The sequence below is a fragment of the Marisediminitalea aggregata genome (genome assembly GCF_900129565.1).
GTDB classification, from domain to species: domain Bacteria; phylum Pseudomonadota; class Gammaproteobacteria; order Enterobacterales; family Alteromonadaceae; genus Alteromonas; species Alteromonas aggregata.
The window spans coordinates 195,538-220,039 of the sequence record NZ_FQWD01000007.1 but is presented as its reverse complement, the minus strand read 5'-3'; the positions used below and the strand labels follow the sequence as shown (position 1 = coordinate 220,039).

21 protein-coding genes are annotated in these 24,502 nt (G+C 49.5%); 12 read left to right on the top strand and 9 right to left on the bottom strand.

Translation table 11 applies throughout. The annotated features are described in order from the left end of the window. Positions 1 to 453: 453 nt before the first annotated feature. The 6 genes from BUB81_RS19555 (at position 454) to BUB81_RS19530 (ending at position 8,347) form a co-directional block, all read left to right on the top strand. Complete coding sequence (locus BUB81_RS19555) at positions 454 to 4,140, top strand: ATP-binding protein (RefSeq protein WP_073325047.1); 3,687 nt, start codon at positions 454 to 456, stop codon at positions 4,138 to 4,140. Continuing rightward, positions 4,137 to 4,772 (top strand): hypothetical protein, encoded by a 636-nt coding sequence (locus tag BUB81_RS19550; RefSeq protein WP_073325046.1) that lies wholly within the window; start codon positions 4,137 to 4,139, stop codon positions 4,770 to 4,772. Before BUB81_RS19555 ends, BUB81_RS19550 begins: the two co-directional genes overlap by 4 nt. Next, entirely contained in the window at positions 4,769 to 5,989 is a 1,221-nt protein-coding gene (locus tag BUB81_RS19545; protein WP_073325045.1) for a phosphoenolpyruvate carboxylase, read from the top strand. Before BUB81_RS19550 ends, BUB81_RS19545 begins: the two co-directional genes overlap by 4 nt. Positions 5,990 to 6,131: 142 nt before the next feature. Then, positions 6,132 to 6,515 (top strand): tellurite resistance TerB family protein, encoded by a 384-nt coding sequence (locus BUB81_RS19540; protein WP_073325044.1) that lies wholly within the window; start codon positions 6,132 to 6,134, stop codon positions 6,513 to 6,515. A 168-nt stretch (positions 6,516 to 6,683) separates the two neighbouring features. Further along, a complete protein-coding gene (locus tag BUB81_RS19535; RefSeq protein ID WP_073325043.1) occupies positions 6,684 to 7,115 on the top strand; it encodes a DUF2059 domain-containing protein in 432 nt (143 codons plus the stop codon). A 20-nt stretch (positions 7,116 to 7,135) separates the two neighbouring features. Beyond that, complete coding sequence (locus BUB81_RS19530) at positions 7,136 to 8,347, top strand: alpha/beta hydrolase (protein ID WP_084526749.1); 1,212 nt, start codon at positions 7,136 to 7,138, stop codon at positions 8,345 to 8,347. 16 nt (positions 8,348 to 8,363) lie between these two features. Here the strand turns inward: BUB81_RS19530 and BUB81_RS19525 are convergent, their stop codons facing one another. The 3 genes from BUB81_RS19525 to BUB81_RS19515 form a co-directional block, all read right to left on the bottom strand. Beyond that, entirely contained in the window at positions 8,364 to 11,468 is a 3,105-nt protein-coding gene (locus tag BUB81_RS19525; RefSeq protein ID WP_073325042.1) for an efflux RND transporter permease subunit, read from the bottom strand. After that, entirely contained in the window at positions 11,461 to 12,513 is a 1,053-nt protein-coding gene (locus BUB81_RS19520) for an efflux RND transporter periplasmic adaptor subunit (protein ID WP_073325041.1), read from the bottom strand. Before BUB81_RS19520 ends, BUB81_RS19525 begins: the two co-directional genes overlap by 8 nt. Before the next feature lie 94 nt (positions 12,514 to 12,607). Further along, positions 12,608 to 14,341, bottom strand: coding sequence for an ABC transporter transmembrane domain-containing protein (locus BUB81_RS19515; RefSeq protein WP_073325040.1), 1,734 nt, complete (start codon positions 14,339 to 14,341; stop codon positions 12,608 to 12,610). 345 nt (positions 14,342 to 14,686) lie between these two features. On the opposite strand from BUB81_RS19515, the gene rpsP reads away from it, so the two are divergent. The 6 genes from rpsP (at position 14,687) to BUB81_RS19485 (ending at position 18,000) form a co-directional block, all read left to right on the top strand. Continuing rightward, the gene (gene rpsP / locus BUB81_RS19510; RefSeq protein ID WP_073325039.1) at positions 14,687 to 14,938 is read left to right on the top strand and encodes a 30S ribosomal protein S16; all 252 of its coding nucleotides are present in this window, start codon (positions 14,687 to 14,689) and stop codon (positions 14,936 to 14,938) included. A gap of 21 nt (positions 14,939 to 14,959) precedes the next feature. Beyond that, positions 14,960 to 15,481 (top strand): ribosome maturation factor RimM, encoded by a 522-nt coding sequence (gene rimM / locus BUB81_RS19505; protein WP_073325038.1) that lies wholly within the window; start codon positions 14,960 to 14,962, stop codon positions 15,479 to 15,481. Then, a complete protein-coding gene (trmD, locus tag BUB81_RS19500) occupies positions 15,482 to 16,243 on the top strand; it encodes a tRNA (guanosine(37)-N1)-methyltransferase TrmD (RefSeq protein ID WP_073325037.1) in 762 nt (253 codons plus the stop codon). Positions 16,244 to 16,261: 18 nt separating this feature from the next. Then, the gene (gene rplS / locus BUB81_RS19495) at positions 16,262 to 16,621 is read left to right on the top strand and encodes a 50S ribosomal protein L19 (RefSeq protein WP_070126899.1); all 360 of its coding nucleotides are present in this window, start codon (positions 16,262 to 16,264) and stop codon (positions 16,619 to 16,621) included. 183 nt (positions 16,622 to 16,804) lie between these two features. Beyond that, positions 16,805 to 17,320, top strand: a complete 516-nt coding sequence (locus BUB81_RS19490; RefSeq protein ID WP_073325036.1) for a DapH/DapD/GlmU-related protein — start codon at positions 16,805 to 16,807, stop codon at positions 17,318 to 17,320. After that, entirely contained in the window at positions 17,317 to 18,000 is a 684-nt protein-coding gene (locus BUB81_RS19485; RefSeq protein WP_073325035.1) for a penicillin-insensitive murein endopeptidase, read from the top strand. The genes BUB81_RS19490 and BUB81_RS19485 overlap by 4 nt, the downstream gene beginning before the upstream one ends. A gap of 21 nt (positions 18,001 to 18,021) precedes the next feature. Here BUB81_RS19485 and BUB81_RS19480 read toward each other — a convergent pair whose 3' ends face one another. Genes BUB81_RS19480 through BUB81_RS19455 form a run of 6 tightly spaced genes read right to left on the bottom strand, consistent with a single transcriptional unit; the run spans position 18,022 to position 24,475 of the window. Beyond that, complete coding sequence (locus BUB81_RS19480; protein ID WP_073325034.1) at positions 18,022 to 19,356, bottom strand: serine hydrolase domain-containing protein; 1,335 nt, start codon at positions 19,354 to 19,356, stop codon at positions 18,022 to 18,024. Positions 19,357 to 19,413: 57 nt separating this feature from the next. Next, a complete protein-coding gene (locus tag BUB81_RS19475; RefSeq protein ID WP_073325033.1) occupies positions 19,414 to 20,670 on the bottom strand; it encodes an ABC transporter permease in 1,257 nt (418 codons plus the stop codon). After that, entirely contained in the window at positions 20,670 to 21,851 is a 1,182-nt protein-coding gene (locus tag BUB81_RS19470) for an efflux RND transporter periplasmic adaptor subunit (protein WP_073325032.1), read from the bottom strand. The genes BUB81_RS19475 and BUB81_RS19470 overlap by 1 nt, the downstream gene beginning before the upstream one ends. After that, positions 21,848 to 22,837, bottom strand: coding sequence for an HlyD family secretion protein (locus tag BUB81_RS19465; RefSeq protein WP_073325031.1), 990 nt, complete (start codon positions 22,835 to 22,837; stop codon positions 21,848 to 21,850). The genes BUB81_RS19470 and BUB81_RS19465 overlap by 4 nt, the downstream gene beginning before the upstream one ends. Then, a complete protein-coding gene (locus BUB81_RS19460; RefSeq protein WP_073325030.1) occupies positions 22,827 to 23,801 on the bottom strand; it encodes an HlyD family secretion protein in 975 nt (324 codons plus the stop codon). The genes BUB81_RS19465 and BUB81_RS19460 overlap by 11 nt, the downstream gene beginning before the upstream one ends. Then, on the bottom strand, positions 23,798 to 24,475 hold the full coding sequence (locus BUB81_RS19455) for an ABC transporter ATP-binding protein (RefSeq protein WP_073325029.1): 678 nt from the start codon (positions 24,473 to 24,475) through the stop codon (positions 23,798 to 23,800). Before BUB81_RS19455 ends, BUB81_RS19460 begins: the two co-directional genes overlap by 4 nt. Between the last annotated feature and the right edge of the window lie 27 nt (positions 24,476 to 24,502).

Below are 24,502 nucleotides of genomic sequence, written 5' to 3'. Positions count from 1 at the left end.
TTGTCAGGAGGGGAGTGTTGAACGATTGTTGTTCAGTGTCGGCACAAAATAACACCAAGCAACGCTTTTCAAATCGTTCCTATCCTGAAGAAAAATACTGGCTCGGAGCATTGCTGCCTCAGGTTAAAATAATCCTCGCAACATTTCGTCTGAAATTGACTGAAAAACCGTCAAACGGTTCGCTTAAGCTCCTCTGAAAGCGAGCTATGGCTTCGCATTGCGCCGAATTCATAATACACTGACGTGTTAATGCTATTTGTCCGAAACCGGCTGAGAATTTATATTTAGCTGTTTCGGGTCAACGAGACTCAAATCACAGTCTGGAACAGACTGGTTCAAATCATGGCGAATACGCCTGATTGAACATCGTTCAGGCCCTTCCGTACATGATGTATATTCACACCATGTGGCGTAGTGCCAAACAACGGAAGATGACAAAAATACAGGAAACCTATGGCTGGCCTTAAACGTATTATTCTTATCGACACCCATTTACCCGGTGTAGTAGAACTAAAACTAGACGGACACACCAATATCTGTGGTACCAATGCATCGGGTAAAACCACATTACAGCGCCTGATACCCGTTTTCTACGGCGAATACCCCAGCCGGGTAGTACCCGCCACACGGGATAGTTTTGAGCGCTGGTATTTACCGCGTACGTCGTCGTTCATTATTTATGAATATACCCGGGCGGAAGGGGACTTATGCCAGGCTGTACTCACCTCCAACGGGACAGGGGTTAATTACCGCTTTATTGCTAAACCCTTTACGCTTGACGATTACTTGTTTGAACAAAAAAATGGCAAACATGCGTCTTTGTCCAGCACGGAAGTAGCAAGAGCCATGAAGCGCAACAACGTGATCGTATCCAGCTTGCTCACTACTAAAGATTTTCGTGCCGTATTGCAAAACGACCAGGGTGTGTTGAATCAAAGCAGCAGTTCACGGGAGTTGTTGGGCTATGCGAAGGTATTCAGTTTAAGTCAGCAGTCTGAACATTTACGCCACATCGAAAAACTGGCCAAGGCCGTGCATTCCAAAGAAGGCAAAATGGAAACCATCAAGGCCATGATTGCAGCGATTTTGGAAGAAGACGGTGTTCAGCCGCCTACATCCAGCTTGTCGCGTAACCGGGTTGATGATTGGATCCGCGAATGCCATCTCATTCGAGCTTTCGACAAAGTCCGACCGGAATTTACCCGCTTGGAGCAAGCCGATCTGGCGTTACAGGAAGCAGAAACGGCGCTGGCTGAACTTAAACAGGCCTTTGAACTGGATAAATCACACCTCACAGCAAGGGTGGAAAAAGGACGTCAGCAGCTGGACGATGTGCAGCACGAACGCAAAGCAAATGACAACAGTTGGAATGAGCGCCGCGATGAATTAAATCTGCAAATCTCGGGTTCTCGCGCAGACGTGGAAAAATACACGGCAGAACTCGATGCAGTGGAACGCGAGTTTGAGAACTGGCAGGAACAGGACATCGAGCAGCTTAAAGAAGATGTCGCCAAACTGCCGCAATGGCAGCGTGACCTGGAGCTGTTGTCCAGCCGATACACGTTACTCACCGAGCAGCATCAGGATATTGAATCCACCTACAATCGCCGGGTCGCGGAGCTGGGTGAGAAAACCGCTGAGCAACTCGATGAACTGTCTGCCGTACGCCAGGAGGCACAGGAAAAGCGTGCAACTCAGCAACAACAAGAACGCGATGCACTGCAGAACATCAAAGAAGACTACGCGCAGCAAATTACGACGTTAAGTGAAACGTATCAGACTCGTTTGAACGCCTTGAAGGTCGCTGAAGCTGAGTGTAAGGCAGCACTGAATAACGCGGGTTATAACGAATTTGAACAGTCTCAACTGGAACTGTTGGATGCGGCAGTAAAAGAAGCAAGCGTGCACGAAGATACTGTGCGCGCCCAATATCGACAGAGCCAGTCAGAGTTCCAAAAAGCCGTTCAGGCGCGGGAAAGTGCTAATCAAGCGTTGGAAAAAGCCCGTAACCAGTATCGTAAAATGGAGCAGCGCGTAGCCGACGTAAACGCGTTGCTGTATCCGGGGGAAGGCTCACTGCTGGAGTTTTTGCGCGCCAACGTTGACGACTGGGAAAGCTCAGTGGGTAAACTTATTCGCCCTGAGTTACTGGAGCGCACTGATTTAGCGCCGAAAGCCGAGGGTGATTCTGCATCGTTTTTCGGTGTGGCATTGTCACTGGAAAACCTGTCGTCACCAGAGTACGCGCAAACCGAGCAGAGTCTGAAACAGGCGCTGGCCGAGGCTGAGCAGCAGCTAGCTGAAGCCGCTGAGGCACAAAATACGGCCGAAGTGGAACTGGCAAAAGCCAATGAAGTCGTGCGTGTTGCAGAGCTGGCTGTGACTAAACAAGACAACGCAGTTCGCAGTGCTGAAGCGGCGCGTAAACGCGCGAATCAAGACAAAGAAGCGGTATTAAGTGAATACCAGCACGCGTTGAAAGAGCGTAAACAACAAGCACGTAGTCAATTAGACAATAACCAGCAATCGCAGAAAAAACTGACCGCGCAGTTTGAACTGGATCGCGACGAGGTAAAAGATCAACAGCGCGAGGCGGAAACCGAACACAGCTTCCACTGGCAACAACTGATTGCTGACAGCGATGCACGTATTGCTCAGGTGGAAGGTGAAATCAAGCGAGTTCGCCAGTCTGCGGAACAAGATAAACAGGAAATGGCGCGTTGGTTGGAGAACGAATTAAACCAGCGCGGTGTGGACGTCGATGAAATTGGTAAGCTGAAGAAAGACCTGAAAGCACTGAAAGATTCGATTTATCGCACAGAGACGCATCGTCACAAGGTAAGCGACTACGAGCGCTGGTATCAAACCGTATTTACCGGCCACAAAGTCACCTGGCAACAAGGGTTGAATAAAGCGCGAAAAGTGCTTAGCGACGCGGAGCGCGAATTAACGCAGCATCAAAATGAATACCGCGAACGCCGGGACAGCCTGAAAGCGCAGCAAGTTGAGTTGGAGAAAGTCACCTCTACCGCGGCTGAGCAGCTCACTCAGGTAGATACGTTAAGTAAAACACTGGCTAAACAGAGCCTGCCTAAATCAGACAGCAGTGCGCAGTTGCAGCACGACGAGCTGAGTATTACTCAACGCTTATCACGCGTGCAGGGATTGTTGAAAGAGCGCGAAGAGTTGTTAAGTGATGTGCGCAATTACGTTGAGCGCTTCGATCAGCTCATTGCCGCACAAGCCGGTACCGGCTTGTCTGACACCTGGGAGCGTGCGCGTGAGGAATGTGCGGTAATTAACGCTCACGGCGTGAAAGGGGTCGACCACCGCCGTATGGTGACACACCTGGCGCAACTGCTAAACGTTATCGTGCCACAGAAGATGCAGGGCTTGCGAGAACAGGGCCGTATATTCGGTGCTGATTTAAGTCAGTACTACTTTGTACTGGCCGATATCGACAAGCGCATTGTGAGTCAAAGTCGTCGTATCTCCAAAGAGGTCGACGGAGAGCTGTTCCTCGACGGGGTATCCGACTCTGCGGTGAAGATCCGCTCGCGTATTAGTGAACTGGAATTCTGGCCGGAACTTGAACGCTTCCGCGCTTTATATGACCAATGGATGGAAGAGGGCGCGCATGACCTGCCAGAAGATGAATATGGCCAGAGTATGCGTTCGGTCCTGGATATTCTTGGGCGAGCTGCGCTGTCGGGCGGGATCAGCAAGTTGCTGGATATCGAGCTACACCTGCGCGAAGGAAACAGCGATTTGATTATCCGTACCGATCGTCAGCTCAATGAGTCGTCGAGTCATGGTATGGCCTACCTGATCCTGTGTAAGTTCCTGCTGGCCTTTACCCGTTTATTGCGCGGTGGCGCAGACGTTATTATTCACTGGCCAATTGATGAGTTGGGTACGCTTCACCAAAGTAACGTGAAGAAAATATTCGATGCCTGTCAAAGCAACAACATCAGTGTTGTGGGGGCTTTCCCTAACCCGGAATCAGATGTACTAAAACTGTTTGAAAATCGCTATCTGATTGACAAGGTCAGCAAGCAACTACAGGTAGTACAACCGAAGACCAGTGATTTATCGGCCAGAATACAGGCGCGTAAGCAGCAGCAGGAGGTTTCAGCATGATGACAGAACAAGGCCGCGTGCTGAGCAAATTGTTAGAAGGACAGTTCATTTGTCAGGTCAGTGATGAAGAGGGCTGGCGGTATCTGAAAAGTCGCGATAACGCGGCCAAAGTTGAGCCGCATCTGAACATTCTGAATCGCACACTGGCTACAACCGGTGAAGGTGAGGTGTTTTTCGCCGCTTACCTGACCCTCGGTGAACCTGAACGCAAAGTCTTGCTACAGCAGTTTCAGGAAACGACATCCGGGTTGGTTCCCCTTGTTGAATGGTTATTGTTAGTACAACAAGCCAGTGAAAGCGACCGTCCATTAGTGATGGGCAATGCGATTCGCATGAACGAAGTGCAAACGGTTATCGAAGATACCCCGGCTTATGCTGAGCAGTTGGAAAAAATTTCACGCTATCGCTTGTTTGGCTCCACCAGTGTGAATGTGGACGGACAGCTGAAACAGGTGTTCAAACGTTTGACCGATCTTGGGTATCTGATTAAGCCTAATCCGGATAAGCAAATTTACATTGCCACCGGCAAAGTTGAGCACCTGTACGAGGTCATCCGCTTTATCGACGAGACTGAGTCATTGTCATTGTCGGAGCAGGCAGAAGCAGCTATTCAGCAGGGTAGCCTGCTATGAGTCAGGTGCTGATCCAGGCCGGAACACGCTTATTAAATGCGTTGGGTCGCCACAGTGAGCTGATCATGCAGGCCTATGTGAATGGCGTGGTTGACGAAGCGGCGCACAGCAAAAAAATTCTCGAGCAATTGGTGCAGTTGGGTATTTTGTGGCGTCCAGATCCACAGAGCGCGCTGCGCCTGAAAAGTGCGGTAAGAACACTGCTTGAAAGTGGCTTGCAGGATGAGCGGAATCGCAACATCGATGCCAATGTGGGCTCAGCACTGGCCAGTTTGAAAACTCTGGCAGAACACTACAAAGAAGCGCTGCATTACAATCGATTCAACGAAGCACATGCCTATATGACGGACCTGACCGAGCATGTCTATCAGCTGACAGAGTCGCTGGCAAACAGTGTTCGGGTCATGTTCAGCCGAATTAATAACGAGTTTGGTTATGTGTCTTCGGTTGAGGCAAAAATTCGTGAGAATGAGCTGGCTCAGGGGCAGGTGTCTGAATTATTGAATCAGTTGGAGTGCTTTCGCTTTGATGAACTCAGTGAAATAGCCGGTGGCAACAGAGAGTTGCGGCACTTGCTGGTGGTTGCCTTACAGCAGAGTTTCTCGAAAGCCACCCAGGAGTTGTCGGTTGCCCAGGCGCGCTTAATCGACTTGCTTGGACGCTTCCGCGAATTCCAGGGCCGCACCCGATTATTAAAAGGGTTTTTGCTGCATATGGATCAGCAGCCTGACTTCACACCGGGCAATTACCCTAATCTTACTCAGGTGCCTGTGCTGTTTAATCAGTCTGCGGCATTGATTCAGCCGGCAAGTGTCGATGTGAATCAGGTAAATCATGAGCAGGAATTACAACAGCTGGTTGGGGCGCTGAGTTCGGTATATCGCAGAAAACCGGTGCACACGGCTGAGCAAAAAAGCGCAGAGATTCAGGTAAGTGAACAGCAACAAGTCGAATTAACCCGCGATCCATTACAGCAAGCGGTCGACGCGTATTTTTGCGAGGTCATCGACTCAGGGCAATCCATGTCAGCACTGGAGTTTTATAGCGCACAATCGCTGGAGTTTGATCCCGAGGTGTGGATCTATCAGGTAATTGGCGGTTATCAGGGGTTACAGGACGAAGATAAGCAGTTTTTTGCCATCGATACCCTGGGAGAGCCCGACAAGATCTTTAACGGTAACTTCATTATTAGTGATGTGTTGGTAGGGCTCAGGTAACGTGTTGATTTGCGGATATTGTCGCTGACAGTCCGTTTTTTTGCGATGAAAATGTAAAAATAATTAACCTTATTTTTACATTTGCAAGTATAATAACACAGTTGTTATTGGCCGGATGCCGATAGAAATAGCTGGAGTCGTTATGCAATTATCAACACAACAACAATATCAAGAAGCGCTGATAAAAATGGCAGTTTTGTTTTATCAGGTCGACGGCAAGATTACCCTTACTGAACAGGATTACCTGGACGAATTGTTAGAGTCTCTGGACTGGGATAGCCCCATCAGTCGGGACGCGTTTATGAACGATGTGATTTATCACACGCGAACGGCCATCGATGCCGGCGAAGCGACCGATGTGCTTAAGTCCTTGCAACCTCAACTGGTCAAAGACGCCAATCGGGCGGTAGAGGTTGCCACGGTGATGACCGGGGTCGATGGTGAGCGCAGTGATGAAGAAACTGAATTGCTGAGCTTACTTACTCACAAGCTACTCGCCAAAGCACTCACAGAAACCGCCTCTTAGTTTTTTATTTTTTGCCGGCTGAGAATCAGTCGGCAAAATACTCTCCTGGCCAGCAAGGCTGTGGTAGGCTTTACAGCACTGCTCACTTATTTAATTATCAAAATGCGATATTGGATCTGTCTTCTGACTCTCGTTGTTAGTTTATCTGCCTCCGCTGTGGAGCCGGTTATGGAAAAGGCCATGTTGGTTGCTCAGGCTTTGGGTGGGGAAACATCGAAAGAAATGCTTATTGCCCAGTTTAAACACACCACGGGGACGGCAATTAGCCGCATGCAAATCACTGCAGAAGAGCGGCCCATGGTGGAAAAGTTTATGAAAGATCTCGATACGATTTTGCGTAACAAGCTGAATGAACCGGAATTAAACAAAGCCATCGCGTCCATCTATTTAGAACACTTCACCGAAGATGAAATGGACCAAATTCTGGCATTTCATCGCTCTCCCGTTGGTCAAAAAATGCGAAGTCAGTCTCAACTGTTATCCACTGCTTTCAGGGAACAACTGGTTACTCATATGCGTGGTGCAGTAAATGAACTGGAAGCGCTGTCCAACACGTTCCGCAAACAACTTGAAGCACAACGTGCGAAAGCCGCTCAATAACCGGTTTCGGCGTTAACATAATGGCAAGAAAAAGTGTATTGGGTTCGGTTCTGCGGCTTTGCTTGCTGGGTTTGGTAGCGCTGCTGTTAACGGCAGGCTGGTTAACCGGGTGTCAGTCCCGACAGTCAGCGCCGTTTCATGCAGAAAGCACCGTTGTTCCTTTTAGTGTAAAGCCATTTTCAGCCTATCAGACAGCCGTAAATGAATGGCTGCTTGCGCATCGCCACCCGGTCAAGTTCGACCTTGCTACCGAGGCGGCTTTTAATACGCCATTTGAATGTGGTCAGGGCAACCCCCGCGGTATTTTACTGGTACATGGGTTGGGCGATTCGCCTTATTTTTTCCGCGATATCAGCGCGCCTCTCTGTGAACGGGGTTTCTGGGTAAGAACCATACTGTTGCCGGGGCATGGTTCTCAGCCGGGTGACATGTTGAACGCCCGATATGATTTGTGGCAGCAAACGGTCGATTTTCAGGTTGAGGCATTTGCTCCGAATGTGGAAACCTTGTTTCTGGGCGGATTTTCAACCGGCGCGAATTTAGTTACCGTCACCGCGTCGTCACGACAGGATATTTCGGGACTGATACTGTTTTCTCCGGCATTTTTACCTAACTTTTTTGTCACCCGACTTGCCCCTTGGGTGACCGATGTCTGGCCCTGGCCAAATGTAGAGCCGGAAGACAATCCCGCGCGATACAATTCCATTGCTATGCAGGGATTTGCGGCTTATCAGGGCAGTGTTGAGGCCGTACAGCACGTCATTGAGCAAACGCAACATACTCTCCCTCACTTCGCTGTGCTGGCAGAAGGCGACAGCGTGGTGGACGTGCAGGCGGTCGCATCCCAACTCAATACACAGCTTTACCACTCAGACAATGTCTTACTCTGGATGGGCAGCGCTGAAACAGCGCCAGAGGGATCGCGCGTACAACCCTTTCCTGTGTCGCGTGAGCGCGCTTTGGCAGCGTCCCATATGAGTGTTTTGTTTAGCGAACATAATTCGTTGTACGGCACTAACGGCAGTGTGCGTATCTGCGACAATGGTCAGCCCGCTGACATTGAAGCACAGTGTCCTTCGACATCAACAAATACACTCTGGTATGGCCCCTGGGGGCAGGAAGGGGAAGGTAAAGTCGTTGCTCGTCTCACGTTTAATCCGTACTTCGACGAAATGATCGCGCAACTGCTAATGTTTCTGGAAAATGCCAGTCAGGCCAAACGACCTGACTGACGTATTGCGTTACCCATTAGACTTCTGCGGCTTCCAGTTCTTGTTCTAACTGGCGTGTTTCGTCGGCACGAGGCTTGGTGAATCTTGCTAAGCCCAGGTAAATAACCGGTGTCAGATAAAGCGTAAAGACAACCGCGATGCCAAGACCGCCAAATACTACCCAACCAATAGCGTTGCGCGCTTCCGCACCAGCGCCGGTTGACAGAATTAGCGGCAGGCCACCCAGGATGGTGGATACCAGTGTCATCATGATCGGACGAAGACGAACCCGTCCGGCTTCTAAAATAGCGTCATACACCGCGTAGCCGCGGTCGCGAAGCTGGTCAGCAAACTCCACCAACAGAATGGCATTTTTCGCCAGCAGACCAATCAACATTACCAGACCAATTTGCGAATATACATTTATGGTTGTACCCGTAATGTACAACGCATAAACAGCGGCTGCGATACCAAAGGGAACGGTAAGCATAACCACCACGGCACTGTTCACACTTTCAAATTGGGCGGCAAGTACCAGGAACACAATGACAAAGGCGAGCACGTAAGTTAGCGCCACCTGTTTTGAGGTTTCCTCGAACGTTTGTGCTTCACCCAGGAAAATCATGCCAATGCCGTCAGGCAGCACGTCCTGACCAACCGTGCGCAGTTGCTCTACAGCGTCGTTAATTGCAATCGTTTCAGGCAGATCCATTTCTACCTTAATCGCCCGGCGTTGAGCCTGACGTTCAAGCTCTGCAGCAACGCCTTCTTCAGTGATGTAGGCGACGCTGGACAGAGGGACCAGGCTGCCATTGTCTGACTTGACGTAAAGATTTGCCAAATCCGATGGGTTGCTGGTATTGCGGTCGTTGGTTTGCAGAATGATCGGTATAGCCTGGTCGCCGACGTTTAAGTCGACAATATCATTCCCCGCGATGGCAGAGCGCAGCGTTGCAGAAATATCGCTGAGGGGCACGCCCAGTTCTTCTGCACGACGACGGTCAATATTAACCCGCAACTGAGGTTGTGTTGGCTCGTAGCTGATTTGTGGTGTGCCTAACTCGGGCAGGCGATCTTCAATTTCCCGGGCAAAAATCACGGCGGCATTGTAAATGCGTTCGTAGTTGTCACCCGTTAAGGCAAGCTCAAGACCACCGCCCTGACCGCGTAAGTTCAAACTGTTACCGCCAAACGGGAAGCCGGGGGCGCCGGGGACAGATTGCAACACCGGACGAATCTCACCAACGATGTCCTGCAGCGACTTATCGCGCTCATCCCAGTGCTTTAGGTTAGCAGTGATAAATACGATATTAGGGTCCCACTGACCGACTACGGTATAAATGGACTCAATGGTCTCGTTTTCCACGTAGGGCATCAGCACGTTTTCCATTTTTATGGCCTGACGGTCCATAAAGTTGAGGCCAACGCCATCGGGACCACGAGCAAAGATACGAATGGTGCCGCGGTCTTCACTGGGCAACAACTCGTTGTCAATGGATTGCATAGTAAAGTAGGCGCCCACCGCAGCCAGAATGGAAAACGCAACTATCCACCACGCGTATTTAAGCGACCACAGTAAACTGCGCTGATAACCCGACAAACAGACATGGCCCACTTTACCCAGCGTACTGTCGAATAAACTCTTTTTCTCGCCTGGCTTTTTAACCGGCAGGCGTGCAGTAAGCGCAGGGACCAGTGACAACGCGACAAATGACGAGATAATGACCGAGCCCGCCAAAACGCCGCCGAATTCCCGGAACAGTCGCCCTGCAGTGGACGGCAGGAAAGCAATAGGGATAAATACCGACGCGAGCACCGCGGTAGTCGCTACCACCGCAAAGAACACCTCACGGGTACCAATTACCGCTGCCGCACGAGCGCCAAGGCCCATGGTGCGTCTGCGCTGAATATTCTCAGACACAACGATGGCGTCATCTACAATCATGCCTGTTGCTAATACCAGGGCCAGTAGCGTCAGGATGTTTACCGAGAAGCCCAGTAGCCAGATGATAGCCAGTGCGCCGGTCAGGGACACCGGAATGGACAGGGCAGGGACAATGGTTGCCCGCCATGAACCAATAAATACCAACAGGGTAAAAATAACCAGAGCAATAGTCAGGGCCAGTGAAAAGGCCACTTCTTCCACGGAGTCGCGGATAAATTCGGCGTCGTCAGAAGTAACAACGATGTGCATGTCCGGGAAGCGTTTGTCCAGACTTTCTACCATAGCCAGCACTTCGTCGGAAATTTCAATAGTGTTAGAGCTGGCCTGACGAATTATACCGACCCCCAGCACGGGTGTGCCGTCCAGACGCACCACACTGCCTGAGTCTGCCGGTCCGAAATACACGCTGGCTACATCGCCAACACGCGTATCACCGCTAATGATGATGTCTTTTACGTCTTCTGCCGTTATTGAGGTGGCGTCAGCCCGGACGATGAGCATTTGGTCGCTGGACTGAATACTGCCTGCTGGCACATCGAATGGCGCCAGACGCAAGACATTGGCCACATCTGTCATAGACAAGCCAAAGCTGGTTAGACGCAGCGGGTCAACCGAAACGCGCAATACGCGCTCGCGGTCACCGTTTAATCGCACGTCTGCTACCCCGGGAATGCTCAAAAACAAGGGTGCGAGGTCGGTATCGACTTTTTCTGTCAGGGTTTCCAGATCCAGAGAATCACTCCACACGGCGAGACTAACCACCGCTTGTGCGTCGTTGTCAGCCTTGATAATCGCAAGTTGCTCTACATCGTCGGGTAACTGGCGCTGCACCCGGCTAACTGATTCACGGGTTTCGTTGGCCGCATCTTCTAAGTTGATACCGGGGCGAAACTCAACTCGTACCCTGGCAGAGTTCTCTTCACTCTGCGCGTAGATATTCTTCACGCCACTAACACGTGCTACTGCGCCTTCAAGGTGCGCGGTCACTTCCGCATCAACGGTTTCCGGTGATGCGCCCGGGAATTGCGCTGTTACAGTAATAGTAGGCGTATCTACATCGGGCAACTCACGGACTTCAAGGCCATTCAGAGCGGCATACCCGGCGATGGCAATCAGCAGGTTCAGTACAATAATAAGTACAGGGCGGCGAATCGACAGTGAAGGCAGGTCGTTAACAGCCTGATTCAGGTTACTCATTCACGTTGCCTCGTGCTAATGAGGTGGTGACTTCCTGGCCTTCACGTAAACGCTGAATGCCTTCAGCAATTAACAGATCACCTTCGCCAAGTTCACCGGTAACCAGAATGGTGCCGCGCAGGCGTTGATGAACACTGACATCAACTCGCTTGGCTTTGCCTTCAATTGCTTTGTATATGTATGCACCGGTAGCGCCCCATAGCAACGCTGATTCAGGGATAGCGGCATAGCGCTCGCCGTGCATTGTCAGGTTGACTCTGAAACTCATACCCGGGCGATACTGATCGTCAGCATTGTCGAGTAAAGCGCGAGCAGCCATAGTCCGGTCGGTGGTATTTATACGGGAGTCCAGCTGCGCAATACTGGCATTTAAGCTCAGTGTACGGTTTGACCAGGGTTGTAACTCAACCGAGGATTCGCTTTGTAGCAGGCCTACTGCAGACTCAGGTGCGCGGAAGTTTACATACAGCGAACTGCGATCATCCAACGTAGTCACTGCTGTTGTGGTAGTAATTCGGTCACCAACTTCAACGTCGGTTAATCCAACAAAGCCACTAAAAGGGGCAATGATACGGCGATCGGCCAAATCTGCTTTTGCTTCATCAAGTGTTACTTTGGCAAGGTCGCGAGTTGTTGTAGCTAAGTCGATGTCGCTCTGTGCAACCGCGCCTCTGGATTGACTGTCCAGCAAACGTTGTAGTGCGCGCTCAGCTTCCTTGAGTTGAATTTCAGCACGTTTTACAGCGACGACCTGACGACGGTCGTCCAGGGTGAGCAACACGTCGCCTTTATTCACATATTGACCCGGACGAAAATCGATAGCTGTAACTTCATCGGCAACGGCTGGGTAAAGTGTTACTGCGCGAATGGCTTCAGCTGTCCCAACCGCCTGAACGGTTTTTTGTTCGCGTTGGAATTCTATTTTGTTGAGGACGACCAGTTTTGGTCGGTTTCCACCCCAGCTTTGGGCATGAGAAAATGGGCTAGTCAGCGCAAGGCTGAGCCCGAATAAAAATAAGACTGTTCTTGTTTTTAGGTTTTGCATGTTGTGTCCATTGTTAGTGAGCCAAAAGCCAGGCCGGCTCACAACGTTATCGGCAAATAATAATGCGTATTATTACTAAAGCATTAGTTGCACACTACCCCATGAGTTGTAGTTCAGCGTATTCCCGATACAGTGTGTCGTTTTTCAGTAATTCAGTATGTGTACCTGCGTTTCTGATCTTACCGTTCTCCATCACCAGAATGCGGTCGGTCATTTGTACAGTCGCGAGGCGATGGGCGATCACCAAAGTGGTCCTACCTTTTATAAGATTATTCAATGCTTGCTGCACTTTGTGTTCGCTCACCGCGTCCAGAGCACTGGTAGCTTCGTCGAGGAGTAAGATGGGGCGGTCAGCCAGAATGGCCCGGGCAATCGCAATTCGTTGTCGTTGTCCACCGGACAACTTCACGCCTCGCTCTCCCAGTTCTGTGTTGTAGCCGTCGGAAAGCGTGTGAATAAACTCGTCGGAATAGGCCTGCAGCGCGGCTTGCTTTACTTCTTCGTCACTCGCTGATGGCCGGCCATAACGAATGTTTTCTGCGACGGTTGTGGCAAAAATAACGGGTTCCTGGGGCACGATAGCAATGTGCTCGCGCAAACTTTGTAACGAGAGCGTATTAATGTCGTGCTCATTAATAGTAATCCGCCCCCGGCTAATGTGATAAAAGCGAAGCAACAGCTGAAATAATGTCGATTTTCCTGCGCCGCTTGGTCCCACTAATGCCACACATTCGCCAGGTTGAATGGTAAGGCTCAGGTCCGTGAAGAGGGAAGATGATGGCGTATAGCTAAATTCAACCTGATCAAACTGGATCGCAGGTGGTTCATTGCATATGGCGGGTTGCGTTTCTCCTCCCGCGTTGTCTGGTTGAGTGGCTAATAATTCCAGCAGGCGCTCACTGGCGCCAACACCGCGTTGAATTTCACCCAGTACTTCACTGACTGTTGCAATGCTGCTTCCGGCAAACACGGCGTAAAATAGAAACGCAGATAGCTGGCCGGCAGAAATTTCTCCGGTCAGCACCTGGCGAATCCCCAGCCAGCCTATGCCAATAATAGACAGCATACTGACCAGCATAATGATGCCAATTAACATCGAACGAAAATGAATACGCGTTGAGGCGGCTTTTAATGCAGAGTGAACCGTATTGGCAAATTTACCGCGCTCGACTGATTCTGCGGTAAAGGCTTGTACTACCATGATTTCATGCAGCGTTTCGTCTACCTGAGCGCCGATGTCTGCAATTCTGTCCTGACTTAATCTGGAATAGGTGCGTACCTTCGGCGCAATGATTCGAAGTGGAATAAGGATTAACGGCACAGCGCCGAGTACGCACAGCGTGAGCAGGGGACTGGTAATAGCCATAAGAACAAGTGCGCCCACGAATCCAATGACGGAACGAATGGCCATGGATAAGCTCATGCCTACCACGGTCTGAATGACCGCCGTGTCGTTGGTAAAGCGCGAAATTACTTCACCTGTGCGAGTTTCGGCAAAGAACCCCGGCGGGAGTGATAATAAATGGTTGTATACGTTAATGCGGATATCGGCGCTGATACGTTCGCCCAGCCAGGTCATAAGGTAAAAGCGAAAATACGTTGCCAGGCATCCCAGCACGGTAAATGCCAGTACCCAGCCAATGGCGGTATTGAGTTTATGCAGTTGCTCGGCATTCATGCCTTCGTCGACGGTCAGTTTGATGCCTTGGCCGAGTAACAACCACGACGATGCAGCCACAAATAGTGCCAATAAAGCCAATACAACGTGTTTTTTATAGGGAGATAACAGACTCAGTAGCCATTTAAGGACGTCTTTAGTGGTGATCAAGGTAGCCTCTGGGTGGTGTGCTAAACAGGCAAGTGATTGTCGCTACATCAATTTTCTACAAAGAAGTACGAAAACCGTCATGCATTAACGTTCTGATTATGATACCCCGATTTTGCAAATTCGATCACTGTTTCACCTGTTCCTATAAGGCGTACAGCTCAACTCACGGCGTTAAACAGGATGAATGGCAGAAAAACTTTAATGGCTATGCGCTTTTATCAAGCTTTAACCTTGCAATTTGTTGCTGGATACGTATAATTCCGCGGCCTTTCGCCTTGTACGTTGTGTATACAGCGCAGGCAAAAGGTAAGTTAACGGTAACGCTACAACGAGTTTGAGGCATTTATGGTTACTATTCGTTTACAGCGTGGTGGCGCCAAAAAGCGTCCATTTTATCAAGTAGTGGTGGCTGACAGCCGTCGTGCAAGAAACGGTCGTTTCATTGAAAACGTTGGTTTCTTCAACCCAACTGCACAAGGTCAGGCAGAACGTCTGCGTTTAGATCTTGAGCGTGTTGAATACTGGGTTGGCGTAGGCGCGAGCTTGTCTGAGCGTGTTACCACTCTGGTAAAAGAAGCTAAAAAATCTGCGGCATAAGCTGCATAACTGGTGGTATAGATGAGTCTCGCGTCTGACAAAGTGGTTATTGGCAAAATCGGTGCATCTTACGGTGTGAAAGGTTGGGTCAAAATCAACAGCTATACCGATGTACCAGAAGGTATTTTTGACTACAGCCCGTGGATACTGGCTGATGGTAAAGAATACCAGATTGACCAGTGGCGTCCGCACGGTAAAGCCTTGGTTGCAAAGCTGGAAGGGATTGATACCCGGGATGATGCAGAGCGCATTAAAAACCTGGATATCGCCATTCAGGCAGAGCAACTTCCTGAATTGGAAGAAGGCGAATATTACTGGCGGGAGCTGACCGGCATGCAGGTCGTAACAACGCAAGGTTACAACCTGGGTACGGTGGCAGAAGTGTTTAATACCGGAGCAAACGATGTGTTACGCATCCGCGCTAAAGGGAATGACGCTTTTGGTCAAAAAGAAAGATTGGTGCCGTTTGTGCTCGATTCTGTCGTGCAAACGGTCGACAAAGTGGAACGTATTATCACAGTAGACTGGGAACCGGGGTTCTAAGTGACCGCGGCAAAATGGTTTGGTGTAATCAGTTTGTTTCCTGACATGTTTGGTCCTTTTACCCAACAAGGGGTGATAGGCCGGGCAGTCAAAAAAGGGCAACTGACCATTGAGCATTTTAACCCCCGTGATTTTACGCACGATCGTCATCGTACCGTCGATGATCGCCCTTATGGCGGTGGTCCGGGTATGCTGATGATGGTGAAGCCACTGACAGACGCTATCACCGCTGCCAAACAGGCGGGTGGTGAGAACAGTAAAGTGATTTACCTGTCTCCACAGGGCAAACCACTTGACCAGGCCGGTGTTAAGTCACTGGCATCACACGACAATTTAATCTTGTTGTGTGGACGGTACGAAGGTGTCGATGAGCGTGTAATTGAAAGCCATGTTGACGAAGAATGGTCAATCGGTGATTACGTGCTAAGTGGCGGCGAACTGCCTGCCATGGTAATGATGGATGCAATTGCCCGGTTAGTCCCCGGGGTTCTGGGTCACAGCGACTCAGCAGTTGAAGACTCATTTACTCATGGTTTGTTAGATTGCCCGCATTACACTCGACCTGAAGTATTGGATGGGAAAGCGGTGCCGCCAGTATTGTTGAGCGGTGATCACGAAAAAATCAGACAGTGGCGATTGCAACAATCTTTAGGTAGAACCTGGTTGCGTCGCCCCGAGTTATTAAACGACCTAGCTCTGACTGAGGAGCAGCAACGCTTGCTAGAAGCATTTCAGGCGTCGTTGCAGCAAGATGACAGTTAACTAGGATGAGAGGATATGATGAGCAAAGTCAGTCAAGATATCATCAAAAAAATTGAGCAAGCACAGCTTAAATCTGATGTTCCTGCGTTCGGCCCAGGTGACACAGTGATTGTTAAAGTTCGTGTAACTGAAGGTGACAAAGAGCGTCTTCAGGCATACGAAGGTGTTGTTATCGCTAAGCGTAACCGTGGTCTTCACTCGTCTTTTACAGTACGTAAAATTTCAAGTGGCGAAGGCGTAGAGCGTGTGTTCCAAACACACAGCCCGGCGGTATCTTCTATCGAAGTGAAACGTCGCGGTGCAGTTCGTCGCGCCAAGCTTTACTATCTGCGTGAGCGTTCAGGTAAATCTGCACGTATCAAAGAGAAGCTTAACTAAGATTACTAATCCTTGCGTTACTGTTAACTTCGAAAAGCCCGCACTTGTTGCGGGCTTTTTAGTGCGTGATAAAAAGTCCATTCTCCAATTCGAAACCAGTTCCATTCATACCGCATTAACTCATGCATCGTGAAAACACATCAATTATGATGGCAATACCAATTCGACAAAAATAATAGGCAAATGGAGATTCCGAAAGACGTTTGGCAAGCCATACAAGATGGCGACTGGTATTTGGGGAATGCGTCAGAACTGCAGGTGTTAAGGCTGCACGCCTCACAGTTGTGCTGGTTTATTAATCAGCCAAACCACAATGAACAAGCCCGCAAAGAGGCTTTACAGCAATTACTGCCGAATGTCGTCAACGTCGAAATAGGGGGGCATTTTGCGTGTGATTTTGGCATCAATATTTTTTGTAATGGCCCACTGCTCGTTAAACACAATGTGGTTATTCTGGATCACAACAAGGTGAATCTTGGGTCGCATGTGGTTATTGAGGAGGGAGTCGTGATTGCCACCGTTACCCATCCACTGGAAGAGCAAAAGCGCAAAGCGGGCTGGCAACAGGCCCATGCAATTCACATTGGCAACCATGTAACGCTTGGCGCCCATTGCAGCGTGTTACCGGGGGCAAGCATTCCGGACAACACCACGGTACCGGCTGGAACCGTAGTGACGAAGTCGATGTACGCATTATGAATAAACAACAGGCGCTGGTTGCTTGTGTAGCCATGTTAGTGTTTTCCACGGTGGCAGGGGCGGAAGAAAGCGTCTGTTTTGGCACAACCGGTAATGGACGACTTGAAAATGGCGTGAAGTTACCAACATCTGGTGAAAACTACGAAGGCTACAGTACTATTGCCAGGCTAGCAGGCAGAACCTATGTGCATTCAACGGTGAGAGATATTGTGCTAAGCGCTTATACGGCATTGGAAACCGACCTGCCGAATAAGCTCTTCAAATACGCCGAAACCGGTTTTGAAGCTGGCGGAAAATTTAAACCCCATAAAACGCATCAAAATGGCCTGTCTGTTGATTTTATGGTGCCGGTTGTCAATGCCTCAGGCGAATCTGTACATCTGCCAACTCATCCGTTTAATCGATTTGGTTACGACATTGAATTCGATAAAGACGGCAGGCTCGATGAATGGCGAATAGACTATGAAGCTATGGCAGCGCACATCGTTGCACTGCACAAAGTGTCTGTTAAACGTGGCTACAACGTGTGGCGAGTGATTTTTGCTCCGGAACTACAGTCTTATTTATACAAAACACAATACGCCGCCTATCTGGCTCAACATATCCAATTTTCGAAAAAGCGCTCCTGGGTCCGGCATGACGAACATTACCATGTGGACTTTGCTATTCCGTGTAAGTAAACGGGTAAGCTCTTTTAACGCTTATTCTTTGTTAAATGAATAAGTGCCGCCGCCTTGTTTCAATAGGAACTTGTCATAATTGATGCCGTTTTCAGTTTGTTCAAAGCTGATGATGATACCCGCAGGCTCGAAACGAAACTCGGCACTGGAAAAGGGGGTTAACGGCAGGGCGGGTTGGCCTGTTGCTTGTGCGGTCAATTGCCCGTCCGTTATCTTGAGGGTTATTTTGAGCGGCATGGCATTTGAAGCGAATACCCCCTGATAGAAAGTCAGTAAGTCCTCAGTCAGCGTGATGGCCCGACTCGACAAGTCAGGTACCTCAAAAGGGATGCCAAAATACAGACTCAACACACCAATGCTAATATCATTTAGCGGGTAATTCAGGCCATTGGCAGTGAGTACCACAGCTACATCATCACTTTCAAAATACGCACTTTGCGAGCTAAACCCATCAATGCCGCCAGTATGGCCATACGCCTTGCGTTCAAAAAACGGGAACTGAAATAAACCGTGACCGTACCCCTGATTAATCTCCTTCATTTTTACCAATGACGTGGCAGACAGTAACTTACCTTCAAACAGATGGCTTAAAAATACTGCCACGTCAGTGGGCGTTGCGCTGATTGCGCCTGCAGCATGAGGAATGCTCATATCGGTTAGGGTGGCAGGCGTCCAGGACGACGCTTGGAAACTGTATGAATTGGCGTGGTTAAGCTGTACCTGAATGGGCTCGCCAAATACCGTGTGCTGCAGGCCAAGCTTACTGGTTATACGCTCCTTTAACTGGTTTGCATAGCTATCACCGGTGACGTCCTCCAAAATATACCCCAATAAAACGTAGCCGCTGTTAGAGTAACTTGCCTTACTCCCTGGTGTAAAATCACTGTCCATGGTTTCAATAATACTCAGCATGTCTTGCTTGGTTTTTGGCTGAGTCATGTATTCCACGTAGTCAGGCACGTTGGTGAAATTGTGGATCCCACTACGATGACTTAACAGCATGGCAATGGTGATGTCACTTGCGTTTTTCACGTCGGGGTAAAATTGCGCGAGCGGGGTGGTTAGCGACAGCTTGCCTTCGTCGATGAGCTGAAAAATCATCACAGAAGTAAACACTTTTGTGATGGAGCCAATACGATACAGGGTGTCGGTACTGGCTTTTTTCTGGCTGGCGATGTCTGCAAAGCCAATTGCGCGTTGATAGACCGGCTTTCCGTCCTTAGTAATAGCCAAAGACAACATCGCCTTGTCATTTGCTTCTATCGTTGCCAGGTATGCGTCGAGTTTGGCTTTATCAAATGCGCAGGCCGACGTCGTTACAATGAAAAGCAGTAAACTGCTCAATAGTTTGTTCATGTTTCATTCCCTTTCTTTATGAACAATGGCCACGCCCGGCTAGCTTAGCAACGACGCCTAATCGGTGTGTAGCGCATCAATCGGATTGAGCTTCGACGCCTTGATTGCCGGAAACACACCGAAGCCGACACCGACCAGCAAGCAAATAGACACCGAAAGCACAATGGCTGTAAGTGACCAGCTTACCGCCCATTCAGAGTAAAAACCAATGATCTCCGACAGCACCAGACCAAATACGATCCCCAGCAACCCGCCGACAACAGAAATCACAAAACTCTCAGTAATAAACTGCAATTTAATGTCGCGTTGGGTTGCGCCAACAGCGCGCAGTAAGCCGATTTCCCGGGTGCGTTCCAACACATTGGCCAGCATAATATTCATGATCCCGATGCCGCCAACCAGCAGTGAAATACCTGCAACACAGGCCATAACAATATTAAAAATACGCTGAGTGTTTTCTTGTTGTGCCAACAATTGCACAGGAATAATTAACTGATAATCCTCAACGCCGGCATGACGTTGACTGAGCAATTGGGTCACCGCTTTTGCCGCCAGTACAGTGGAGTAATCTTCGTCAACTTGTAGTTTTACGACGTCCAGTTCATTGGCAAGAGGCTCGGCACTCAGCTTCATCTGACTTGTTGCCAGTGGGACGAAAACCTGGTTGCGGTCTCCCCCTAATTTGACGCCCTGAAACGCATCTTTATTAAAATCGGGTGTCGCTAGCACGCCTACCACTTCAAACCACAGGTGATTGACTTTTACGTACTGGCCGATGGGGTCCTGATCGGCGAATAAGTTTCGGGCAACATCTGAGCCTAATACCGCCACTTGTGCAACGCGTTTTTCGTCTTCCGGGCTGAGCAACCGGCCCTGACTGGTTTGCATACTGGCCAGAGTAAAGTAACTGGCGGTTACGCCAACGGCGGTTGCATCGGCTTTGGCGAAATCACTGTAAAGGGCGAAGAGTTTGATTTGTTTCTCTGCACTGTAGCCGGTTATAAAGGGCAGGGTGTGAAGCGCGGCCTGCACATCTGAATAGGTGAGGCCAAGTGACTCTTCACGTATTTCCTGTAATTCTTCTTTATTATAGCTGTGCGCTTCGACAATCAGGTTTTGTAAGCCCATCGCGCCAATCATTTTCAGCGCTTCCCGTTCCGCGCCTTTGCCTATATTCAGCATGGCAATCACGGCACCCACACCAAAAATCATGCCTAGCAACGTTAGAAAAGTGCGCAGTTTTTGCGACAGCAATTCATTCAGGGCGTCGCCTATCAGTAATTTGAGGGTTGCGGCATTCAATGTTCCGGCCATTACAATAACTCCTTGTAAGCAAGGGCAATGACATCGCCTTCGGTTAGTCCTTCTGTCACCTCTACCATAAACAGGTTTTTCTGGCCTACTGCTATGCGTTGTCTTACAAATTGATCGCCCTGCTGCTTAAACACAAAGTTAACCCCTTGATCGCTGTATATTGCCTGAGTGGGCAGCGTCAGGCGGGTTTCCCCCTCGCTGACTTTAATACTTGCATGCAATTTCCGACCTGGTGTGAGTAGCCTGGATGATTGATCGTCGAGACTGACGGTAACCTCGAAATACTTTGTGGGATTATTGCGAGAGATGGTGCGGGAAAACCCTGCCACTTCTTTTACTTTTCCATGGAATACCTGATCGGGGTAGGCATCCAGGGTAATTGAAACGGGTAGCCCGGGGGCAAGGTCAATGGCTTCTTTGTCGAGCACAAACCCTTTTGCCTGCATGGCGGACATATCCGGAATTTTAGCGATAGGGCGACCGGGAAACACGGTTTCTCCAATAGCTGGCTTTTCCCCGCGCCAGTTAGATTCATACACCAGCATGCCGTCGTAGGGAGCGCGAATTTCCAGCGTGTCCATGGCCATTTTGATCTGGTCATACTTTGCCTGGCTACCTTGCTTGCGAATGGCGATAACGTCGATAGCGCTGGTGTTTTGTTCTACGACGCTGTCTTTTTTCCAGTCCAGGTATTCGTCTTTGGCGCCGAGGTATTCTTTATTCTGCATGTTTTCGATGATTTCCAACTGGGAATAAACCCGAAGGTCATCTACGCTGAATTCGTCTGCGAAGGCAAATTCCTTCACAACCAGCGCCTTGTCAACGTTCACTTCCTGTTCGGCCGTGGTGAGGCTTTCACGATTTAATTTCATGTCTTCTTCGAGCAACATGATGGCAAGCATTTCCTTACGCAAATCTAAACTGAGTTGCTCAGCGTCGAATTTGGCAACCAGTTGGCCCTTCTTGACCTGAGTATATTCCTGTTCGAGCCAGGCGATCGTCATTGGACGTCGACTGGGTACACCAATGGCTGTGGCCTGAGCGGCTTCGAGCTCGCCTTTCATGGGCACCGATAACTCAAAGGGTTGTTGGCGAACCTCATAGGTGGGAATTACCGCTTCCGTGTCGTCGCAGCCAGACAGCAGCCAACTGCATAACGAAATGATCAGCAAACGATTCATGCTTTTGCCTCCAACACTTCTATTTTCGCTTTCATGCCGGGCCGCATGCGTTTGTCGTCTATCTGGTGCAGTGTTATCTCAACATCAAATACAATACTCAGGTTGGTCGACGATTTTTCTTTGTAGGCTTCGCCCAATGAGACGATGGTGCCTGAATAGGGGATTTCCGGGTAGGCATCCAGAGTGACCTTAACCTCGGTGCCAGGCGCTAGCTTAGCGGTATCCGCTTCATCGAACTGGGCTTTAATCGCCAGTGCATCAAGTGAGGGGATAGTTAGTAACGTCCGTCCCATCCATACCGTGTCACCCACTGCGGTTTTATTGCCTTCGGGATCAGCTTTATACATGATTAACCCGGCTTTAGGCGCTTTGATTTGCAACTTATCAATATTGCTTTGGGTTCGGCTTAGCTTTGTACGCAGGCGGTTTATTTTACTCCTGGCCAGCTCGTCGTTCAGCGAACGAGACGTGGTAAACTGCTCCAGCTGTTGTTGGGCCTGGGCTAATTTGGACTGCGCTATTTCGAATTCTTTGCGCTGTTTTTCTTTTTCTACGCGTTTGGTTGCCACATCGACTATCTCTACCAGCCGCTTCTGCTTATCGTAGTTCATTTGTGCTTCAGCCAGAGCCAGCTTGAGCTCTTCCAGCTTTGCTTCGTCTTCTAACTGCTTGGTCTGGTAGTTTTTTGATTCCGCTTCCAGTTCGCTGCGTTGCTCAATTAACTTAGTTTTGAGCTGTTGGTCGTCAAACTTCACCAACATATCACCTTCTTTCACATGGGCGTTTTCCGGCACCAGAAACTGCACTTTCATTTGCCACATGCCCCGTACCGAGGGGGGCGAAATACTGGCGGTATTTAATGAAACAATCTCGCCGGAGGCGGTGAGTGGTTGTTTTAAAACTCGGGCTGTTTGAACCGACGTTCCACTTTGATCGGAACAGGCTACTATTAGCGTGGTTAACAACAATATGGCTTTAGTTCGCATGCGCAATCTCCTCACTGGGGAAAACCACTCTAACGCTCATTCCCGGCAACAGCTTTTGCTGTGGTAATGCCGAAAAGGCCAACTGCAACTGATAATAAGCACTGTCACCCCAGCCGGATTTCTTCTCTGGCTGGGACACAATGGTTGCTACCTTCGCACTGAATTGGGTTTGAGGGTAAGCATCCAGTGTAATGGATGCCTGCTGTCCAACCTGAATACGGTCGGCGTCTATTTCGTGCACCCAGGCATCAATATTAAAGCCACTGGTGTCTTGTACTTCCAGTACCTTCATTGCCGCTCTTAGTGTGGTTCCTGCGGTAATTTTTTCATTGTTCCAAGGGTGGTACATGTGACTGACTACGCCGCTAATACTGGCTTTGACCTGCAATCGGGTGAGTAAGTAGCGTTGATACTCAATGGTTTCTTCCAATTTGGTTATTTCAATTTGGGCTTTTTCCAGTGAAGTGGTGCGCTCAGATTGCTTTTGTTGCAATGCCTGTTGTGCTTTGAATTGTTCTACCAATGCACGTTCCAGTGCGAGTTTGTACTGGCCCTTGTCGTAGTCACTGATGTCATTGGTCTGGATACTGGCTTCGATGCGGGCTTTCTCTACTTCAAGATCTGCAATGTTCAGCGCCGCTTCGGCATCTCGCACGGCCTGATCGAGGGTCATTTTTTCGGTCTTTAACGAAAGTTGCTGAGTGGCCAGATTGTCTTCATTTTGTTCCAGCTGCGTATCGACGCTTCCTGAATCGAATACCGCAATGACATCGCCAGGCGAGACCACACTGCCTTCTTCAATCATCCATTGGAGCTGAATTTGCCAGCGGTCAGTACGCGGTGCAGTGACCGTTTGCACGTTGGATGAAGACAGCTTTCCTGTGAGAATAAGCGGGGGCGAGTCGGCATTGCCTGCATGTGTAACACAAAGCATTGATGCCGCGAATATCAAACGTTTAATCATGGTTTGCTCCGCTCGTTTAAAATGCTGCCGTCCTTCATGGTAACCACCCGCTGAGCATACTCCGCAATATTTTCTTCGTGGGTGACCATTACGATGGTTTGCCCCTGCTGATGCAGTTCAGTAAGCAGATTCATAATGTCTTCAGAGGTTTTACTGTCGAGGTTACCTGTAGGTTCATCGGCCAATACCATCGTAGGGTGGTTGACCAATGCACGGGCTATCGCTACGCGTTGACGTTGCCCGCCTGACATCTCAAAAGGGCGGTGAGTCAGGCGATGCCCCAGTCCTACTTTCGTTAACAGTGCAACGGCCCGCTCGTGGGCTTCTTCGTCACTAATGTCTGAATAGCGGAGAGGGAGTTTAACGTTACCGATAGCGTCTAATTTAGGTAATAAATGAAACGTTTGAAAAATAAAGCCGATGTGACGGTTTCGAATACGCGATAAGGCCTCGTCACTCAGGCTGTCTACACGTTCGTCGTTCAATGTGTAGTGTCCGCCGTCCGGCGTATCCAGACAGCCAAGAATATTCATTAACGTGGACTTCCCGGAGCCGGAACTGCCCATAAAGGCAACGAACTCGTTTTGCTGGATAGTCAAAGAGACGTCATTGAGAGCAACGATTTGCTCTTCACCATTGGAAAAGCACTTGCGGATATCTTTCAGTGTAATCATGTGTCCCTACGTACGTTATCCGGGCGC

Bases quoted from the DNA above. Each gene is read 5' to 3' on its own strand.
- BUB81_RS19555 (WP_073325047.1), top strand. From the start codon at position 454: ATGGCTGGCCTTAAACGTATTATTCTTATCGACACCCATTTACCCGGT.
- BUB81_RS19550 (WP_073325046.1), top strand. From the start codon at position 4,137: ATGATGACAGAACAAGGCCGCGTGCTGAGCAAATTGTTAGAAGGACAG.
- BUB81_RS19545 (WP_073325045.1), top strand. From the start codon at position 4,769: ATGAGTCAGGTGCTGATCCAGGCCGGAACACGCTTATTAAATGCGTTG.
- BUB81_RS19540 (WP_073325044.1), top strand. From the start codon at position 6,132: ATGCAATTATCAACACAACAACAATATCAAGAAGCGCTGATAAAAATG.
- BUB81_RS19535 (WP_073325043.1), top strand. From the start codon at position 6,684: ATGGAAAAGGCCATGTTGGTTGCTCAGGCTTTGGGTGGGGAAACATCG.
- BUB81_RS19530 (WP_084526749.1), top strand. From the start codon at position 7,136: ATGGCAAGAAAAAGTGTATTGGGTTCGGTTCTGCGGCTTTGCTTGCTG.
- BUB81_RS19525 (WP_073325042.1), bottom strand. From the start codon at position 11,468: ATGAGTAACCTGAATCAGGCTGTTAACGACCTGCCTTCACTGTCGATT.
- BUB81_RS19520 (WP_073325041.1), bottom strand. From the start codon at position 12,513: ATGCAAAACCTAAAAACAAGAACAGTCTTATTTTTATTCGGGCTCAGC.
- rpsP (WP_073325039.1), top strand. From the start codon at position 14,687: ATGGTTACTATTCGTTTACAGCGTGGTGGCGCCAAAAAGCGTCCATTT.
- rimM (WP_073325038.1), top strand. From the start codon at position 14,960: ATGAGTCTCGCGTCTGACAAAGTGGTTATTGGCAAAATCGGTGCATCT.
- rplS (WP_070126899.1), top strand. From the start codon at position 16,262: ATGAGCAAAGTCAGTCAAGATATCATCAAAAAAATTGAGCAAGCACAG.
- BUB81_RS19490 (WP_073325036.1), top strand. From the start codon at position 16,805: ATGGAGATTCCGAAAGACGTTTGGCAAGCCATACAAGATGGCGACTGG.
- BUB81_RS19485 (WP_073325035.1), top strand. From the start codon at position 17,317: ATGAATAAACAACAGGCGCTGGTTGCTTGTGTAGCCATGTTAGTGTTT.
- BUB81_RS19480 (WP_073325034.1), bottom strand. From the start codon at position 19,356: ATGAACAAACTATTGAGCAGTTTACTGCTTTTCATTGTAACGACGTCG.
- BUB81_RS19475 (WP_073325033.1), bottom strand. From the start codon at position 20,670: ATGGCCGGAACATTGAATGCCGCAACCCTCAAATTACTGATAGGCGAC.
- BUB81_RS19470 (WP_073325032.1), bottom strand. From the start codon at position 21,851: ATGAATCGTTTGCTGATCATTTCGTTATGCAGTTGGCTGCTGTCTGGC.
- BUB81_RS19465 (WP_073325031.1), bottom strand. From the start codon at position 22,837: ATGCGAACTAAAGCCATATTGTTGTTAACCACGCTAATAGTAGCCTGT.
- BUB81_RS19460 (WP_073325030.1), bottom strand. From the start codon at position 23,801: ATGATTAAACGTTTGATATTCGCGGCATCAATGCTTTGTGTTACACAT.
- BUB81_RS19455 (WP_073325029.1), bottom strand. From the start codon at position 24,475: ATGATTACACTGAAAGATATCCGCAAGTGCTTTTCCAATGGTGAAGAG.